The sequence below is a fragment of the Amorphus orientalis genome, assembly GCF_030814015.1.
GTDB lineage: Bacteria > Pseudomonadota > Alphaproteobacteria > Rhizobiales > Amorphaceae > Amorphus > Amorphus orientalis.
Genome location: NZ_JAUSUL010000002.1, coordinates 1,116,174 through 1,133,289 on the forward strand (window position 1 = coordinate 1,116,174; position 17,116 = coordinate 1,133,289).

Annotated in this window: 16 protein-coding genes and 1 riboswitch; of the genes, 5 read left to right on the top strand and 11 right to left on the bottom strand. The window is 66.2% G+C overall.

Features of this window, described 5'->3' with window-relative positions; genetic code table 11:
- Position 1: 1 nt before the first annotated feature.
- The 5 genes from gcvPA to J2S73_RS13030 all read right to left on the bottom strand — a co-directional run bounded on the left by gcvPA (position 2) and on the right by J2S73_RS13030 (position 4,916).
- Positions 2-1,342 carry an aminomethyl-transferring glycine dehydrogenase subunit GcvPA gene (gene gcvPA / locus J2S73_RS13010; protein WP_306885976.1) on the bottom strand — a complete coding sequence of 447 codons (1,341 nt, stop codon included), beginning with the start codon at positions 1,340-1,342 and terminating at the stop codon, positions 2-4.
- Between the two features lie 37 nt (positions 1,343-1,379).
- Positions 1,380-1,751, bottom strand: a complete 372-nt coding sequence (gene gcvH, locus J2S73_RS13015) for a glycine cleavage system protein GcvH (RefSeq protein WP_306885977.1) — start codon at positions 1,749-1,751, stop codon at positions 1,380-1,382.
- A 50-nt stretch (positions 1,752-1,801) separates the two neighbouring features.
- The gene (gcvT, locus tag J2S73_RS13020; RefSeq protein WP_306885978.1) at positions 1,802-2,944 is read right to left on the bottom strand and encodes a glycine cleavage system aminomethyltransferase GcvT; all 1,143 of its coding nucleotides are present in this window, start codon (positions 2,942-2,944) and stop codon (positions 1,802-1,804) included.
- Positions 2,945-3,107: 163 nt separating this feature from the next.
- A riboswitch (glycine riboswitch) is annotated at positions 3,108-3,196 on the bottom strand.
- A gap of 415 nt (positions 3,197-3,611) precedes the next feature.
- The gene (locus tag J2S73_RS13025; RefSeq protein WP_306885979.1) at positions 3,612-4,205 is read right to left on the bottom strand and encodes a hypothetical protein; all 594 of its coding nucleotides are present in this window, start codon (positions 4,203-4,205) and stop codon (positions 3,612-3,614) included.
- A gap of 117 nt (positions 4,206-4,322) precedes the next feature.
- Positions 4,323-4,916, bottom strand: coding sequence for a GNAT family N-acetyltransferase (locus J2S73_RS13030; RefSeq protein WP_306885980.1), 594 nt, complete (start codon positions 4,914-4,916; stop codon positions 4,323-4,325).
- A gap of 67 nt (positions 4,917-4,983) precedes the next feature.
- Between J2S73_RS13030 and ispH the strand changes: the two genes are divergently transcribed.
- The 4 genes from ispH to J2S73_RS13050 are packed head-to-tail and all read left to right on the top strand — an operon-like array spanning position 4,984 to position 8,401.
- Complete coding sequence (gene ispH / locus J2S73_RS13035; RefSeq protein WP_306885981.1) at positions 4,984-5,946, top strand: 4-hydroxy-3-methylbut-2-enyl diphosphate reductase; 963 nt, start codon at positions 4,984-4,986, stop codon at positions 5,944-5,946.
- 9 nt (positions 5,947-5,955) lie between these two features.
- Complete coding sequence (locus J2S73_RS13040) at positions 5,956-6,921, top strand: homoserine kinase (protein WP_306885982.1); 966 nt, start codon at positions 5,956-5,958, stop codon at positions 6,919-6,921.
- A complete protein-coding gene (rnhA, locus tag J2S73_RS13045; RefSeq protein ID WP_306885983.1) occupies positions 6,918-7,400 on the top strand; it encodes a ribonuclease HI in 483 nt (160 codons plus the stop codon). Before J2S73_RS13040 ends, rnhA begins: the two co-directional genes overlap by 4 nt.
- A gap of 59 nt (positions 7,401-7,459) precedes the next feature.
- Positions 7,460-8,401 (top strand): diacylglycerol/lipid kinase family protein, encoded by a 942-nt coding sequence (locus J2S73_RS13050; protein WP_306885984.1) that lies wholly within the window; start codon positions 7,460-7,462, stop codon positions 8,399-8,401.
- A gap of 98 nt (positions 8,402-8,499) precedes the next feature.
- Here the strand turns inward: J2S73_RS13050 and J2S73_RS13055 are convergent, their stop codons facing one another.
- From J2S73_RS13055 to J2S73_RS13080, 6 genes are all read right to left on the bottom strand, one after another.
- On the bottom strand, positions 8,500-8,970 hold the full coding sequence (locus J2S73_RS13055; protein ID WP_306885985.1) for a P-loop NTPase family protein: 471 nt from the start codon (positions 8,968-8,970) through the stop codon (positions 8,500-8,502).
- A gap of 250 nt (positions 8,971-9,220) precedes the next feature.
- A complete protein-coding gene (locus J2S73_RS13060) occupies positions 9,221-11,986 on the bottom strand; it encodes an EAL domain-containing protein (protein WP_306885986.1) in 2,766 nt (921 codons plus the stop codon).
- Between the two features lie 176 nt (positions 11,987-12,162).
- The gene (locus tag J2S73_RS13065; RefSeq protein WP_306885987.1) at positions 12,163-12,789 is read right to left on the bottom strand and encodes a GNAT family N-acetyltransferase; all 627 of its coding nucleotides are present in this window, start codon (positions 12,787-12,789) and stop codon (positions 12,163-12,165) included.
- A gap of 3 nt (positions 12,790-12,792) precedes the next feature.
- Positions 12,793-14,094, bottom strand: coding sequence for a M16 family metallopeptidase (locus tag J2S73_RS13070; RefSeq protein ID WP_306885988.1), 1,302 nt, complete (start codon positions 14,092-14,094; stop codon positions 12,793-12,795).
- Positions 14,091-15,503 (bottom strand): threonine synthase, encoded by a 1,413-nt coding sequence (gene thrC, locus J2S73_RS13075; RefSeq protein WP_306885989.1) that lies wholly within the window; start codon positions 15,501-15,503, stop codon positions 14,091-14,093. The genes J2S73_RS13070 and thrC overlap by 4 nt, the downstream gene beginning before the upstream one ends.
- A 126-nt stretch (positions 15,504-15,629) precedes the next feature.
- Positions 15,630-16,226: a YqgE/AlgH family protein gene (locus tag J2S73_RS13080; RefSeq protein ID WP_370874431.1), complete on the bottom strand. Its 597-nt coding sequence runs from the start codon at positions 16,224-16,226 to the stop codon at positions 15,630-15,632.
- Positions 16,227-16,508: 282 nt separating this feature from the next.
- Here J2S73_RS13080 and J2S73_RS13085 point away from each other — a divergent pair, with 282 nt between their 5' ends.
- Positions 16,509-16,994: a peroxiredoxin gene (locus J2S73_RS13085; RefSeq protein ID WP_306885990.1), complete on the top strand. Its 486-nt coding sequence runs from the start codon at positions 16,509-16,511 to the stop codon at positions 16,992-16,994.
- Positions 16,995-17,116: the final 122 nt, after the last annotated feature.

The window sequence follows — 17,116 nt, forward strand, 5'->3', positions numbered from 1 at the left end:
GTCAAAGGACCTCCGCAAGCGTGGTCGCAAACGCCTCGATGTCGTCATCGGAGACGCATTCGGTGACGGCGGCAACGATCAGATCGTCGAGGCCGGCGGACGGCAGCAGCCGCGACACCGGCACCCCGGCCAGAACGCCGCGTTCGGCGAGATCCTCGATCACCGCGGCCGCGTCCCGGTCGACCCGGAGCGTGACCTCGTTGAAGAAGGTGTCGTTCAGGACCTCCACGCCGCGAACGTCCTCGAGGCGCTCGACAAGCTTCACCGTTTGGGCGTGATTGACCGCAGCCAGCCGGGTCAGCCCGGTCCCGCCCAGGAGCGTCGCATGAATCGTGAACGCCAGCGCGCACAGACCCGAGTTGGTGCAGATGTTCGAGGTCGCCTTGTCCCGGCGGATGTGCTGCTCGCGGGTGGAGAGCGTCAGCACGAAGCCGCGTTCGCCGTCGGCATCGACCGTCTCGCCGCAGACCCGGCCCGGCATCTGCCGGAGGAATTTCTGGCGCGTCGCGAAGAGCCCGACATAGGGGCCCCCGAACGTCAGCGGATTGCCGATCGACTGGCCCTCGCCGACGACGATGTCGGCGCCCTGGGCGCCGGGCGGCTCGATGGCCGCAAGGGCCACGACCTCGGTGAAGACGGCGACCAGCAGCGCGCCCTTGGCGTGGGCGGCTTCGGCGATCGGCTTCAGGTCGATCAGATGACCGTAGAAGGACGGACACTGGACCACGACGCAGGCGGTCTCCTCGTCGATCGCGGAGATGACGTCCTCCGTACCGGACGGATCCGGATCCAGCAGGACGAGCGCGTCGTCGGCCATGCCGACGGTGGTCTCAACGACGGCGCGGTAGTGCGGATGCAGGCCGCCGGCGAGAACGGCCTTGCGCCGCTTGGTCACCCGGTTGGCCATCAGCACCGCCTCGGCGGTCGCCGTGGAGCCGTCGTACATGGAAGCGTTCGCCACCTCCATGCCGGTCAGTTCGGCGACCTGGGTCTGGAACTCGAACAGGACCTGAAGCGTGCCCTGGCTGATCTCGGGCTGATAGGGCGTGTAGGAGGTCAGAAACTCCGAACGCTGGATCAGATGGTCGACGGTGGCGGGCACGTGATGCTTGTAGGCACCCGCGCCGACGAAGAACGGAACCGAGTCCGCCGGGACATTGCGCGCGGCGAGCCGCTTCAGCGCGGTCTCCACCGCCATTTCGGGACGGTGCGACGGGAGCTGCAGCGCCCCGTCGACGCGCTTGTCGTCTGGAATGTCGACAAACAGGTCGTCGATGGTCTCGACTCCGATCGCGGCCAGCATGTCGGCGCGATCGCTATCGGTCAGTGGGAGATAGCGCATGGGCCAGGTCTCCTCTCCGGATCGGTTTCAGGGCGGATCAAAGCGTGTCGAGGAAGGTCTTGTAGGCCGTCTCGTCCATGAGATTGGCGACCTCGGCCTCGTCGGCGAAGCGGATCTTCATGAACCAGCCGCCGGCTTCCGGAGCCGAGTTCACCGTGTCCGGCGCATCGGGCAGCGCCGTGTTGACCTCGACGATCTCGCCAGACACCGGCGCGTAGACTTCGGAGGCTGCCTTCACCGATTCCACGACCGCCGCCTCGTCGCCCTTGGCAACGGTCTTGCCCACCTCGGGAAGCTCCACGAACACGACGTCGCCGAGCTGGGACTGGGCGTAGTTGGTGATGCCGACGGTCGCGACATCACCCTCGATGTCGAGCCATTCGTGATCTTCGGTAAAGCGCTTTGCCATGTCTGGTGACCTTCGATGTGGGGAAGCGGTGGGAGGGACCGCGTCGTGGGTTATCGTTTGAAGCGGTGAGGAACGAACGGCATGGGGACGACGGTGGCGGGCAGGTGCCGGCCGCGAACGTCGAGCAGAAGACGGGTTCCGGGCTCGGCCCGGTCGGAACTGACGTAGCCCATGGCAACCGGCGCCTCGACGCTGGGCCCGTAGCCGCCGGAGGTGACGGTCCCGATCTCGGTGCCGTCGTCGGCCAGGATGCGGGTTCCCTCGCGTGCCGGGGCGCGACCCTCCGGCCTGATCCCGACCCGCTTGCGCGCGGGCCCGTCGGCGATCTCGCTCTGGACCCGGCCGGCGCCGGGGAAGCCACCCTCGGCCCGGCGGCGCTTGGAAATGGCCCAAATCAGGCCGGCCTCGACCGGGCTGGTCGTCTCGTCGAGGTCGTGACCATAGAGGCACAGCCCGGCTTCCAGGCGCAGCGAATCCCGCGCGCCCAGCCCGATCGGCTTGACCCTGTCGTCCCGGACGAGCGCATCCCAGATCGCGGTGGCATCGTCAGCGGCAACGGAAATCTCGAACCCGTCCTCGCCGGTGTAGCCGGAGCGGCTGATATGACAGTCGATCCCGTCGAAGACGGTGGCGATTGCGCTCATGAACGGCAGCCCCGCTGCCTTGGGCGCGTGGATGGCCAAGGCAGCCTCCGCATCCGGTCCCTGCAGGGCCAGAAGCGCCCGGTCGTCGCGGACGTCGAGCTTGACCGTATCCGGCAGGTTGGCCTTCAGGTGGGCGATGTCCGCCTGCTTGCAGGCGGCGTTGATGACCAGCATCAGCCGGCCGTCGTCGATTTCATCGGTGGACCGGGTGACCATCAGGTCGTCCAGGATGCCGCCACCGTCGTTGGTCAGGAAGCTGTAGCGCATGCGGCCCGGCTGAAGCGCCTGGATGTCGCCGGGGATCAAGGCCTCAAGGGCTGCGGCGGCCGCCTCGTGCGTACCCTCGGAAGCGACGACGAAGACCTGGCCCATATGGGACACATCGAACAGACCGGCATGGGTCCGCGTCCAGACGTGTTCGGCGATGATGCCCTCGTACTGGACCGGCATCGCATAGCCCGCAAACGGAACCATGCGGGCGCCGAGGGCGCGGTGGCGCTCCGCGAGCGGCGTTTCGAAAAGTGCGGATTGGTCGGCGGTCTGGGCCATCATCTCTCACGGTGTCGACAAGGGGTCACACGCCACCGACTCCTTACGAGCCGACCACGTGCCCCCTCTGTCGCAAAACCTGAGAGATTTCCCGGCAGGACGCGCCGGTTACCCCTTCGGTGAGCCACCCCAAAGCCGGGGCGGCTGCTTTCCAGAGGGTCGCTTGAGACGTGCGGTCCTTTTGCCTGAGAGTTTCCGGGGCGGTTGCTCCTTCGGCGCCGGTGCGAAACCGGCCTCTCCCGCAACGTCTGAACTCGGCCGAACCCCGACCGAAAAGTCGGAGCCCCGCATGCAACGGGACGCGACCATGTCCCCGATGCATGGCTGCGATTATGAAGAGACCCTGCCCGTTGTCAAATCGAACTGGGCGTACCAATGCAGCCAATGACGACGAATCCGCTCAAATCAATTCTCAAGAAAACCTATCAACCCATTGATAGAAAACGGGTATCCGCAATAGCGAACAAGAAAGGCGATCAGCCCCTTCACAGCACAAGAAAGCGCCTCACGGACAACCCAAGCATGTCGCAGGGTGACGCGCCAACCCGGTGAAGGGACCCGCGGCACCCCGCGCGCGGTTGCAATCCGAGTCGGATGGCAGCGGCATCCGGCCGGTCACCGAAGCCGCCTCCAGCGCTGAACGCTGCCTGCGCCGACCGCCCCTGGTCTAGCTGCGCTTGTTGTCGAAACCGACCAGGATCTTGGCGTTGTCCGGATCGGAAACGGTAATCCCGGGATCAACGAGCACCCAGTCGTCGGAGGGCTTCGCATCGGTCAGATCGACGGTAACGACGTGCAGCTTCGAATAGGTGACCGAGTCGCCTTCGCGCACCGCGATCCGCAGCGGAAGCTTCAGAGTTCCCGCAGCCCCTTCCGGCCCGGAAATCGCGCGCCCGGCCAGACCGACCTTTATGCCGGTTGCGCCGCCGGCCGCCTCGGTACACTCCCGGGCGGTCCGGGCGATCGTCGCCTGATAGCGCACCACGCCCTCCTCGAATGCGTTTCCGCCCGTGGTCACGCGCAGGGTATTCGTATCCGGCAGGATCTCGATGCTCGGGCACGCCTGCTGCCTACGGAACTGCTCGACGTCGATCGTGGTCGGCTCGGCTGTCGTTCCGCGCAGGAAACTGCCGAACGTGGAATCGGCGTCCGGCGTGACGGCGTCCGTGACGGAACTGATGGAGGAGCACCCCGCCAGGCTCAACGCCAGAGCGGGCACCGAGAGAGCGGCCGCGCGTACCAACCGGCGGACAGGACGCATTGCGAAGTCTCCTCAATCGAAAATCCGAGATGGCCGAGGGCTATAGCACCACACCGGATGCGACGTGAATGGTCTCCGTTCGACGTCGTCCGGAGGACGGCGCGATGCCGCGGCTCGCTAAAGCGTTTTCTCCATGAAAATGCGGCGAAATCCGTTCTGCGTCGCGCGGTGCGTCTCCACAAAGCCGAGCCGGGCATAGAGCGCGGCGTTCTCGACCATGGCCTCGTTGGTATAAAGCCGCACCATCCGCCGGCCGCGCCGACGCGCTTCGTCTTCGGCGAAGCCGACGAGACGGCGTCCCAGGCCGCGGCCGTGTCGTTCGGGCGCGACAGCTACATTGTCGAGAAGCAGCGCGTCGCGGTCATCGAGCAGAACCGCCAGACCGACGACCGTGTCTCCCTCCTGGGCGACGAACACGTCGCCGCGTTCGATCAGTGCACCATAATCCTCATCCATGGGTCCGGGCCGTTTCCCGATCCGCGCGATATATGGCCGATAGGCGGCGTCGACGATATTGCGGACACGCGCCTGATCGGTGGGAACGGCCGGGCGGATGACGACGTTTTGTGAAACCTCACCGGATTCGTCAGCGGAGGCCCCGCCTCCCGTATTTTCAGACATGGTCCGGCTCCAGGCCCGCGGATCTTTCAAAGCGTGCGCGGATTGACGACACTTCAACTCGCGCCACGTGATAAATACGTGGTAGGTCATCGCAGCGATCCGCACGGCGGCTCGAGACTGCGGCGAACCTTACGCGACACAACCGGGATTGGCATCTTTGAGCGACCTGGCCCCACTCAAGATCGAACTGTGCGCACCGCGCGGCTTCTGCGCGGGCGTGGATCGCGCCATCCAGATCGTCGAACTCGCGCTGGAGCGGTTCGGCCCGCCGGTCTATGTCCGCCACGAGATCGTGCACAACAAGTTCGTGGTCGATTCGCTGCGCGCCAAGGGAGCGGTTTTCGTCGAGGAACTGTCTGAGGTGCCGGACACGGACGCGCCGGTGGTGTTTTCGGCCCATGGCGTGGCCAAGGCGGTTCCGGCCGAAGCGGCCTCCCGCAACATGTTCTATCTCGACGCCACCTGCCCGCTCGTCTCGAAGGTGCACAAGGAAGCCCAGCTCCACTTCAAGCGCGGCCGCGAGGTCATTCTGATCGGCCACGCCGGCCATCCGGAAGTGGTCGGAACGATGGGCCAACTGCCCGAAGGCGCAATCACCCTGGTCGAGACCGTCGAGGACGTGGCGAACCTCAAGCCCGAGAACCCGGACAATCTCGCCTGGGTGAGCCAGACGACCCTGTCGGTCGACGACACGCGCGCCATCGTCGCGGCGCTGTCGGACCGGTTCCCGGCAATCGCGAGCCCGCACAAGGACGACATCTGCTACGCCACTACCAACCGGCAGGAAGCGGTCAAGGCGGTCGCGCCGAACGTGGACGCGATGATCGTCGTGGGCGCGCCGAACTCGTCGAACTCCCAGCGGCTGCGCGAGGTCGCAGAGCGCGCCGGATGTCCCCGGGCCGTGCTCCTGCAACGCGCCGGCGAGATCGACTGGTCCGCGTTCGAGGGCATCCGCAGCCTCGGAATCACGGCCGGTGCTTCGGCTCCGGAAACGCTGGTCGAGGAAATCATTGCGGCGTTCGCCGAACACTATGAAGTGACGGTGGAAACCGTTCGAACCGCAGACGAGACGATCGCCTTCAATCTTCCCCGCGAACTTCGCACCGCGGCCGCCGAGTAATTCCGGACCATGGCCGTCTACACCGAGGTTTCCGACGACGATCTCGCGCGTTTCATCGCCGATTTCGATCTGGGCGCCGTGCTGTCCTCCAAGGGGATCGCGGAAGGCGTCGAGAACACCAACTACCTGATCCGGACCGAACGCGGCCCGTTCATCCTGACGCTCTACGAAAAGCGCGTCGAGCGCCGTGACCTGCCTTTCTTCCTGGGCTTGATGCAGCACCTGTCGGCGCGCGGCGTGCCCTGCCCGACGCCGGTGGAAACCCGTTCCGGCGCCCTCCTCTCGGAGCTCGCGGGTCGGCCGGCCGCGATCATCACCTTCCTGGAAGGCATGTGGCGACGGCGGCCGGAGCCCTATCACTGCGCCGAACTCGGCCGGGCGCTGGCCACCATGCACGCCGCCTCCGCAGATTTCGGCATGACACGGCCCAACACGCTCGGGGTGAATGCGTGGCGGCCGCTCTTTGCCGAGTCCGCAAACAGCGCCGGAGAAGTGCTGCCGGGTCTCGCGGAAGAGGTCGCCCATTCCCTCGACCGCCTGGAAGCGAACTGGCCGGAGGATCTGCCGGTCGGGACCATTCACGCCGACCTGTTTCCCGACAACGTGTTCTTTCTCGGCCGCAAGCTGTCGGGCCTGATCGACTTCTATTTCGCCTGTACCGACGCGCTTGCCTACGACGTGGCCATTTGCCTGAACGCCTGGTGCTTCGAGCCGGATCTGGCCTTCAACATCACCAAGGCGCGCGCACTCCTTTCCGGCTATTCCGAGATACGTCCCTTCACCGACGCGGAGTTCGATGCGCTGCCGCTTTTGGCGGAAGGTGCGGCTATGCGCTTCCTGCTGACCCGCCTGCACGACTGGCTGCGGGTTCCAGCCGGCGCGCTGGTGACGCCGAAGGATCCGGCCGAATATCTCCGCAGGGTGCGCTTTCATCAGGGCATCACATCGGCCAGCGACTATGGCCTCGACCGATGAGTGACGACGGCGCGGCGACGGACAGCAACAGCAGCCGGGTGCAGATCCATACCGACGGGGCCTGCAGCGGCAATCCGGGCCCCGGAGGATGGGGCGCGATCCTGGAGTGGCGCGGCAAGATCCGCGAGCTGAACGGCGGAGAGCCGGAGACCACCAACAACCGGATGGAGCTGCAGGCGGCGATCGAAGCCCTCGGTGCGCTCAAGCGCAGAAGCGAAGTCGACCTCTACACCGACTCCCAGTACGTGCGCGGCGGCATCACCGGTTGGATCCACAACTGGCGCCGCAACGGATGGAAGACGGCGGGAAAGAAGCCCGTGAAGAATGCGGACCTCTGGCAGACACTGGACGAACTGACCCGCAAGCACGACGTTACATGGCATTGGGTGCGCGGCCACGCGGGCGACCCCCGCAACGAACGGGCCGACGAACTCGCCCGTGCCGGCATCGATGCCGTACGGGAGGCCTCGAAGAACTGAGCTGACGGTTCCATCTGCGCCAGAAAGGCGAGCCCGTGACCCTGTTCCGACATCATCCAGTGGAACCGGAACCGACCATCCGGGACGAGGCGGGCTCAGACCCCGCGCTCCGTCGCCGGCCTCCGCTCGCCACCCAGCGGATCCTGATCCTCGCCAATCCCACTGCCGGCGCCTATCGCCGGGTCGTCCTGGACGCGGTCTCCCGCCGTCTCAGCGCCGCCGGACACAAGGTGACGGTCGAACTGACGCGCAAGGCGGGGGACATCCGGGAAACCTGTGCCGGCCTCGCCGATACCGTCGACACCGTCGTCATCGCCGGCGGCGACGGGTCGGTCAACGAGGGATTGGCCGGCTTCCAGCGCGTTACCACGCCCCCTTCGCTCGCCGTGATCCCGTTCGGCACGGCAAACGTTCTGGCGCTGGAACTGGGACTTCCACGCCGACCGAAAGCCCTGGCGGACATGATCTCGAACGCCCGCACGGTTCCGCTGCACTACGGGCGCGCAAACGGCCATCCGTTCGTACTCGTGGTGTCCGCCGGATACGACGCCGGCGTCGTTCATGCTCTCCCGCCGGCTCTGAAGCGGCGCTTCGGCAAGACCGCCTACGCGCTGATCGCCATCCGGAACCTGTTCGGTGCCCGCACGGCCGATATCACCGCCGAGGTCGACGGCGAAACGATCACCTGCAGGCTGGCGGCGGTGACCAACGTGTCGCGCTATGGTGGTCCGTTCGTGCTGTGTCCCGAGGCCAGCGCGACGGACCCGACGCTTCATTTCATCGCCCTCAAGCGGGACGACCCGATGTCGATCGTCAAGGTCGGGCTCGCGCTCCTGTCCGGACGGATCTCCCGGCAGGACAATTTCATGATGCGGCCGGCACGGGAAGTCCGGCTGAGTGCGGCGAGCCCCGTTCCCTGCCAGGTCGACGGGGACCGCTTTGCCACGACCCCGGTGACGATCCTGCCGGATCTGCGCCCGATCCCGATCATCGTCGCCTGAACGGGAAGGGAAGCATCCGGAGCAGACCGCGACATGGGGTGGACGGCCGGTCTGAGGCGTCTGTCGAGGCTGCAGTGATAGATGATGCCGGATGAGTTTCAGAAGCACTCAACTCCGACGCGCAGCAGACGCTGCATGTCCTGGTCTGAACGGACCTCAATGCAAGTTGCCGTTGCCTTCCCATTTCGAAGGGCTAGACGATCCTTTGCTCCGAACACCGTGTCGTATCGAAGCGTCCAACGAAACAGCTCTATCCGCAGGCCATCTCGACGCAGCACACGGTAGAGCCGCAGCCATATCGGTGGTGACAGGCGGATGATTGCGTCGGCTCGTTGAATACGGTCCGCATAGGTCCGACTGTTTCCACCCTCGATGATCCACCTGTCTTGAGCCGCCAGCCGGCGGACCCGCGCGTCAATATCCTCCGGTGCTCGCAAGGCACCATTCCGATCCCAAACTTCCTCGTCGACGGAATAGACGGGTAGCTCGTGCCGAAGCCCGAGTTGCCGGGCAAGCCAGGTCTTCCCAGAGCCCGGACCGCCGACAATCATAATCCTTGAAATAGCCATGGCTTCCTACCGGGCCAATGCTGCGCAGGGCCGTTCGGCCGCATTGTTCGCCAGGCAGATCAAGCTGTCCTGAAGGACGCTGATGAAGCCGTCCGAACGCCTGAGCATGGAACCGATCGCGTCGGCGACGGGGGGACTGCTCGACTGCTTGCTTTGCTCGCCAGCAAAGCGGACTCGCGTGAGCGGAAAAGAAACTCTCCCCGACGCAATGCCGGACGCGAAACCGGTTCCCACTTTCGCTGGCGTTGCTTTATTCCGCCGCCTGGGCCGCGTGGTCCTGGAGGATGCGGGTTGCGGCGGCGGGAGCCAGCGTGCGGCCGAACAGGTCGCCCTCCGCCATCTCGACGCCCAGCTGAAGCAGGTCGAGAGCATCGGCGTCGTTCTCCACGCCCGAGGCCAGCACCTGCAGGCCCAGATCGTGACCGAGGCCGACCAGCGAGCGCAGAAGCAGGGAGCGACGCCCCTTCCCGGCCCCGCCCAGATAGCGGGATTCCAGCCGGATCGTGTCGATCGGCATGCGCTCCAGATAGCCGAGCCAGGTGGACCCGGCTCCGAAGCGATCGAAGGCGATCGACGCCCCGACCTCGCGCAGGCGATGCATCAGCTGGGCTGCAAATTCGGGGTTGCGGGCGACGACGTGCTCGCTGACCGCAAGCTTGAGCCGGCCCGGTTCGAGCTGGTTGCGGACGATGACCGCCTTGACGTCGTTGACCAGCTCCGACCGGAACGGTCCGGCGACCGGGATCGGTACGCAGATGAAGCCGGGCGTCGCTTCCGGGTTCGCCGAATACCATTCGTTGAACTGCTGGGCCGAGCGCTCCAGGACGGACAGGACGAGCTGTGTGGAGAGCCCTTCCCGCTCCGCGAGCGGCAGAAGCGAGGACCAGGTCAGATGACCCTGGATGGTGTGGCGCCAGGAGGCCTCGACGGAGAAGCCCGCAACCGCCTTGTCGACGAGCCGCACGATCGGCCGGTAGGAAAGCGCCAGATCGTCGCGCTGTACCGCCTGCCGCAGGTCCACGGCGATGGACTTGCCGGTGACGGAGAGCTTGCGCATCAGCGGATCGTAGACTTCGCCGCGATCGCCGCCGAGGCGCTTGGCCCGGCGCATGGCGAGTTCGGCGTCGGCCACCAGTTCCTCGCCGTCGGCCGTCTCCGCGCGCAACGAGGCCACGCCGATCGATGCCGACAGGAAGATCTCGCGGTCGCCGAACTCGATGGCCGTACGGATCAGCCGCCGGGTGTCGTCGATGAAGCTGCGCAGATCGCCGGTGTCGGCATAGATCAGGATGGCGAAGGTATCGCCGCCGAGCCGGGCGATGGTGTCGTGCGGCTTCAAGACACGGGCCAGCCGGCGGCCGATCGTCAGAAGGGCCGAATCGCCGACGGACAGGCCGAACTGGTCGTTGACCTCGGAGAACCGGTCGACGTTGACCAGCATCACGAACAGACGCGACCGGGTGTCCTCGTCGGCCCATCCCATGGCCATGTCGAGGCGGTCGATGAACAGCATCCGGTTCGGCAGGCCGGTCAGGTTGTCGTAAACGGAATCGTGCAGCAGCCGTTCTTCGCGGGTCTGACCTTCGGTGACGTCGAGCAGCGTGCCGACGCAGCGGATGACCTCGCCGTCGGAGCCGATCACCGGCCGGGCGCGCAGGTGGAACCAGCGGAAATGACCGTCGATGCCGCGCAGCCGGAAGCGGTCGGAGATGCGGCCGCGCCGCTGTTCGACCATGGTGTCGAGGGTCGCGCGGAACCGGTCGCGGTCCTGCGGGTGGAGCAGCGCGAACCAGTCCTGGGGCGGCCCCTGCAGCGAGCCGGCCTCGGCGCCGAGACGTTCCTCCGCCTCCTTGCCGACGACGATCCGGTCGCGCGTCACGTCCCAGTCCCAGACGATGTCGCCGGAGCCGACCAGCGCCAGCGCGCTGCGCTCGATGTCGCCGATCAGCCCATCGGCGATGGCGCCGCCGGCAAAGGCGTGCTGCATCACCGTGAAGCCGATCAGGAGAACGATCAGGACCAGGCCGCCGTCGAGGGCCGGCTGGACGATGTCGTTGTCGACCCGCCCGGTGACCGCGAGCGCCGCTCCGAACAGCCAGACCAGGAAAAGGCTCCAGGTCGGAATAAGCATGATCGCGCGGTCGTAGCCGCGGATGGCGAAGATGACGACGATCGCCAGCCCGCCGACGGCGATCACGGCCAGCGCGATGCGGGCGATGCCGGCGGCGATCGGGGGATCAGCCACTGCGACGGCCAGCACGCCCAGGAACAGCACGCAGATGCCGATCATGGTGTGGCTGTAGCGCACGTGCCATCGGTTGAGATTGAGATAGGCGTAAAGGAAGACCGCCAGCATCAGCGCCAAGAGCACCTCGGTCGCCGATCTGTAGACCCGGTCTTCCGACGGCGCGACCCGCAGGATCTCGCCCCAGAAGTCGAAATCCACCATCACGTAGCCGAGTACCACCCAGGCGAGCGCCGCGGTGGTTGGGAACAGCACCGTTCCCTTGATGACGAACACGATGGTCAGGAACAGGGCGAGAAGCCCGGAAATCCCGAGAACGATGCCCTTGTAGAGCGTGTAGGCGTTGACGGAATCCTTGTAGGCGTCCGGCTCCCACAGCCGGAGCTGGGGCAGCGTCGGCGACGACAGCTCGGCCATGTAGGTAACCACCGCGCCGGGATCGAGCGTGATCCGGAAGACGTCGGAATCCAGACTTGCCTGGCGTTCCGGCGGAAAGCCCTGGCTCGGCGTGATCGCCGCGACCCGCTCCGCGCCGAGGTCCGGCCACACGATCCCCGACCCGACGAGGCGGAAATGGGGCACGACCAACAGCCGGTCGATCTGTTCGTCGGAAGGATTTGCCAGCGCGAACACCGCCCAGTTGCGGTGCTCCTCCGAAAGGGCCCGCACCTCGATGCGCCGGACGATGCCGTCCGGGCCGGGCGCCGTGGAGACCTGCAGGCGGTCCTCCACGTCGAGATACATCTCCACATCCGGGAGAAGATTGATCACGTCGGCATCGCGCGAGACCGGAACGGCTTCAAGCGCGGACGCAGGCGTCGCTGCCAACGCGATCAGAACGAATAAGAAAAGCCGCGCGACGATGCGAACCAACCGAAACACACACACATCTCCGGATACCGACCCGTCTTCGGTCGGACTTTGCGCGCCGATCGGACAGTCCCCGCTCAAAGCTGCACGGCGAGTTCGCTGCCCACGACGGTTTCCCCACCCCTCAGATCACTCGAAACGAGCGCATACAGGAGATGATCCTGCCATGCCCCATTAATACACAAGTAGCTGCGCGCATAGCCTTCGCGCTGAAACCCGACTTTTTCGAGGAGACGGATCGACGCCTGGTTCGTCGGCAGGCAGGCCGCCTCGAGCCTGTGGAGGCGCAGGTTGCCGAACACGAACTGGACGACGATCCGCACCGCCTCCGTCATATGGCCGCGACCGGCGTAGCACTCCCCCATCCAATAGCCGAGCGAGCATGACTGGGTGACGCCGCGGCGAATGTTGGAGAGCGTCAGGCCGCCCAGAAGCGCGTGATTGGAGCTGTCGAAGACGAAGAAGGCGTAGCCGTCCTGTTCGCGGATGTCGCGCTGGTACCGGCGCAGCCGGCGACGGAACGCCATCCGGCTGAGATCGTCAGCCGGCCATTTCGGCTCCCATGGCTCCAGAAAGGCCCGGCTTTCCGCGCGAAGCTGGGACCATGCCGGGTAGTCGGAGCTGGTCGGCGGCCGCAGATAGAGCCGCTGCCCCTTCAAGACCGGGCCGAACGCGTCGGCGGAACCATGCGTGAAAAACCCCATGGCTCATCCCGTACGCGAAAGACGGTGCGGCGCGTCGGACGCATATGCCCCCATACGCTGGGAGATCCAGTCGACTGAGGGCACGTTCGCGACGTCGCCGACCGCAGCCAGCGTCGGCGCCTGGCCGCCGAGCATGCGCGCGGCGACCTTGCGCACCGACTGAACGTCGACCGAATCGATGAGGTCGACCAGTTCCTCCGGCGAAATGACGCGGCCGTGGGTCTGGATGTGGCGGGCCATTTGGCCTGCCCGCGCCGAGGACCGCTCGCGTGCCATCAACAGGCCCGCCCGCAGCTGCGCCCGCGCCCGGCTGAGTTCCTCGTCGCTCACGTCGTCGACAACCCGCGCCAGTTCGTCGACGACCACCGGCATCAGTTCGGCAACGTCCTCCGGGCCGGTGGCGGCATGGATGCCGAACACGCCGGTGTCGGAAAATCCCCAGTGAAAGGCATAGATGGAGTAGCAGAGACCGCGCTGTTCGCGCACTTCCTGGAAGAGCCGCGAGGACATGCCGCCGCCGAGCAGCGTCGCCAGGGCCTGGGCCGCGAAATAGTCGTGTTCGCGGATGCCCACGCCGGGAAAGCCGAGGACGATCTGGGTCTCCACCAGGTCACGCGCCTCGATCAGCTGGCCGCCGGAATAGGCAGCGCTCTCGATGCCCGGGCCCGTACCGGCCGGCAGATCGCTGAACTGCGCGCTGACGAGCGCCACGATCTCGTCGTGGTTCACGGCGCCCGCGGCCGAGAACACCATCTCTCCGCCCCGGTAGTGACGGTCGAGATGGCGACGAAGGGAGCCGGCATCGAAGCCCATGACGGTTTCCGGCGTGCCCAGTATCGGCCGGCCGATGGGTTGGCTGCGCCAGGCTGCCTGGGGAAACAGGTCAAACAGATAATCGTCCGGCGTATCGCGGGCCGCACCGATCTCCTGGAGGATGACGTGCTTCTCGCGGGCGAGCTCCTCGCCGTCGAAGACGGAGTCGCGGATGATGTCTCCCAGGATGTCGATCATCAGCGGAACGTCGCCGCGCAGGACCTGAGCGTAGTAGGACGTGCTCTCCACGCTCGTGGCAGCATCGAGCTCGCCGCCGACCGCCTCGATCTCCTCGGCGATGCCCCGGGCGGTCCGCCGCCGGGTCCCCTTGAAGGCCATGTGCTCCAGGAGATGGGAAATGCCGTGCTCGGCCTCGCTTTCACAGCGCGAGCCGCGCCCGACCCACAGGCCGAGCGAAACGGAGTCCACATGCGGCATCTGGTCGGTAACGACGGTGAGGCCGTTGGCGAGCGTGGTGATCTCGACGCTCATCGTGCGGCCTCGCTGCTCGCGGCCCGGCTGCGGTCCAGCACGAAGGCCTCCACCGCCGCCGTATCCGCTGCGATCCGGGTCATCCGTTCGGTGCGGTCGCCGAGGTCGGACAAGGCCTCCGGAAGAAGCGGTGCCCGCCCGATGGCCGCTTCGACGGCGTCCGGAAACTTCGCCGGATGGGCGGTGGACAGCGTGACCATCGGAACCCCGTCGTCGAGATGGGCCTCGGCAGCGCCGACGCCGACGGCCGTGTGCGGGTCGATCACCAGGTCGGTGGCCCGATGGATGCGCGCGATGGTCTCGCGCGTGGCAGCCTCGTCGCTGGACGCGGCGGAGAATTCCGCGCGGATCCGCTCGAGCGGACCATCGCCGATCTCGAAGCCGCCCCCCTGCTTGAGCCGCGCCATCAGCCCGGAGACGGCAGCCCCGTCGCGCCCGTAGGCCTCGAAGAGAAGCCGCTCGAAATTGGAGGAAACCTGAATGTCCATGGAGGGAGAGCTGGTCGGGGTCACCGCGCCGGTCCGGTAATCGCCCCCCGTCAGTGCCCGGACCAGAATGTCGTTGACGTTCGTGGCGATCACGAGGCGGCGGATGGGAAGACCCATGCGCTTGGCGACGTAACCGGCGAAGATGTCACCGAAATTCCCGGTCGGCACCGTGAAGGACACCTCGCGGTGGGGCGCGCCGAGCGCCGTCGCCGCAGCGAAATAGTAGCCGACCTGGGCGACGATGCGCGCCCAGTTGATCGAATTGACGCCGGTGAGCCCGACCGACCGGCGGAAGGCTTCGTGAGCGAACATGTCCTTCACGATGGCCTGGCAGTCGTCGAAGGTTCCCTCGACCGCCAGCACGTGGACATTCTCGTCCGCCACCGTGGTCATCTGCCGCCGCTGTACCGGAGAGACCCGGCCTTCGGGGAAGAGGATCACCACGTCCGCATTCGGACGGCCGCGGAAGGCTTCGACCGCGGCGGCTCCGGTGTCGCCCGACGTCGCGCCGACGATGGTGGCCCGCTCGCCGGTCTCCGCCAGCTTGCGGTCGACGAGCCGCGCCAGAAGCTGCATCGCCACGTCCTTGAAGGCGAGCGTGGGGCCGTGAAACAGTTCCAGCAGAAAATGATTGGGCGCGATCTGCGTGACCGGCGTTGTGGCCGGGTGCCGGAACGTCGCCGCGGCGGCGGCAATCATCTCGTTCAGCTGGTCGCCATCAATGTCGTCACCGACGAACGGAGCGATCACCCGCCCCGCGATCTCCGCGTAGGGCCGATACGCGAAACTGGCGATCTCCGCCTCGCTCAGGGTCGGCCATTGCTCGGGTACGTAGAGGCCGCCATCGGCGGCGAGGCCCGCCATCAGGACATCGGAAAACCCAAGCACCGGCGCTTCGCCGCGGGTGCTGACATACTTCACGCGGATGTCCTTTCCTTGTCCGCTTCCAACTCGCCGGCGCCTCCGCAGAAGACCACGGGCGCGAGGCGGCGAGAGAGAGTATCTTCGCGCCACCTGGCAGACAACAATGCGGCCATCGGGGATGCGCTAGGCGTTGCCGGCTTGGCCGGAAAGCAGCCGCGGGTCAATCCCGATCTTCTGCAGTGCGAGATCGTATTTCTGCTCGACATCCGGCGCGAACACGATCCGCGGATCGGCGGGACACGTGAGCCAACCGTTGCGCTGGATCTCGGCTTCGAGCTGACCCGGCGCCCATCCCGCATAGCCGAGCGCCAGCAGCGCCTGCCGGGGCCCTCTTCCCTCCGCAATCGCCTTGAGGATCTCCACCGTCGCGGTGAGGCAAATGTCGCTGTCGATGGCGAGCGTGGAATCGGAGATGAAATAGTCGCCCGAATGCAGCACGAACCCGCGGCCGGTCTCGACGGGTCCGCCCTTGTGGACCTGGATCCCCTCGTCGTCGTCCGGCAGCTGGATCGGCTCGCCTTCGGGCAGGATCTCGAGTTGGACCAGAAGATCGGAAAAGGAGACCTCCTCCGCCGTCTGGTTCAGGACGATCCCCATCGCCCCCTCGGCCGAGTGGGCACACATATAGATCACCGTGCGCTCGAACCGGCTGTCGCCCATCGTCGGCATGGCGATCAGAAGCTGCCCCTCCAAGTAGCCGTCCTCGCTTGTGCCGCTCATCAAATTCACATCCTGGATCACGTAGTTGCTTTCGCTCCTTGCGGCGTTCGGCGTCTCATTCGTCCGGCCCGGTCGCTCCCGTCAACGTAAGACGCCGAAGTCGGAATGTTAACGCATAGACGCATACGGCGCACCGCCCGTTCCAGACCTTGTCTCTTAGCCATCGACCCGACGACGGCGAACCGCTACATGAAAGGCGAGACCCGGGCGGGCGCAAGGACCGGATGTCGCGGTCCTTTTCCCGCCCGGGACCGATCGACGATCCCCGAATGGAGCGATGACGTGGCAATCAAACCTGGCGACAAGCTTCCGAGCGCGACCTTCACGACGATGGGCGACGATGGCCCCACCCAGATCACCACAGACCAGGTGTTCTCCGGCAAGAAAGTGGTCCTGTTCGCGGTTCCCGGCGCCTTTACGCCGACCTGTCACCGCAACCACCTTCCCGGCTTCCTCGAGAACGCCGATATCATGAAGGAGAAGGGTGTCGACACCGTCGCGGTCGTGGCCGTGAACGACGTGTTCGTCATGGATGCCTGGTCGGAATCGACCCATGCGAAGGGCAAGATCCTCTTCCTGGCCGACGGGTCGGCGGAGTTCACCAAGGCGGTCGGCCTGGAACTGGACGCCTCGGGCTTCGGCATGGGCGTGCGCTCCAAGCGCTACGCCATGATCGTGGACGACGGCAAGGTGACGACCCTCAACATCGAGGACAGCCCCGGCCAGGCGGTCACGTCCGGCGCCGCGTCGATTCTCGAAGCGCTCTGAGCGCCCTGGACTTCCGACATTCGAGACCGACATGTCTCTTGAGCCGCGGCCAATCGGCCGCGGCCGGAAGGCTTTATCCTTCCCCAAACCGCTGCTAGAAGGCGCGCATGCGCAGAGTGATC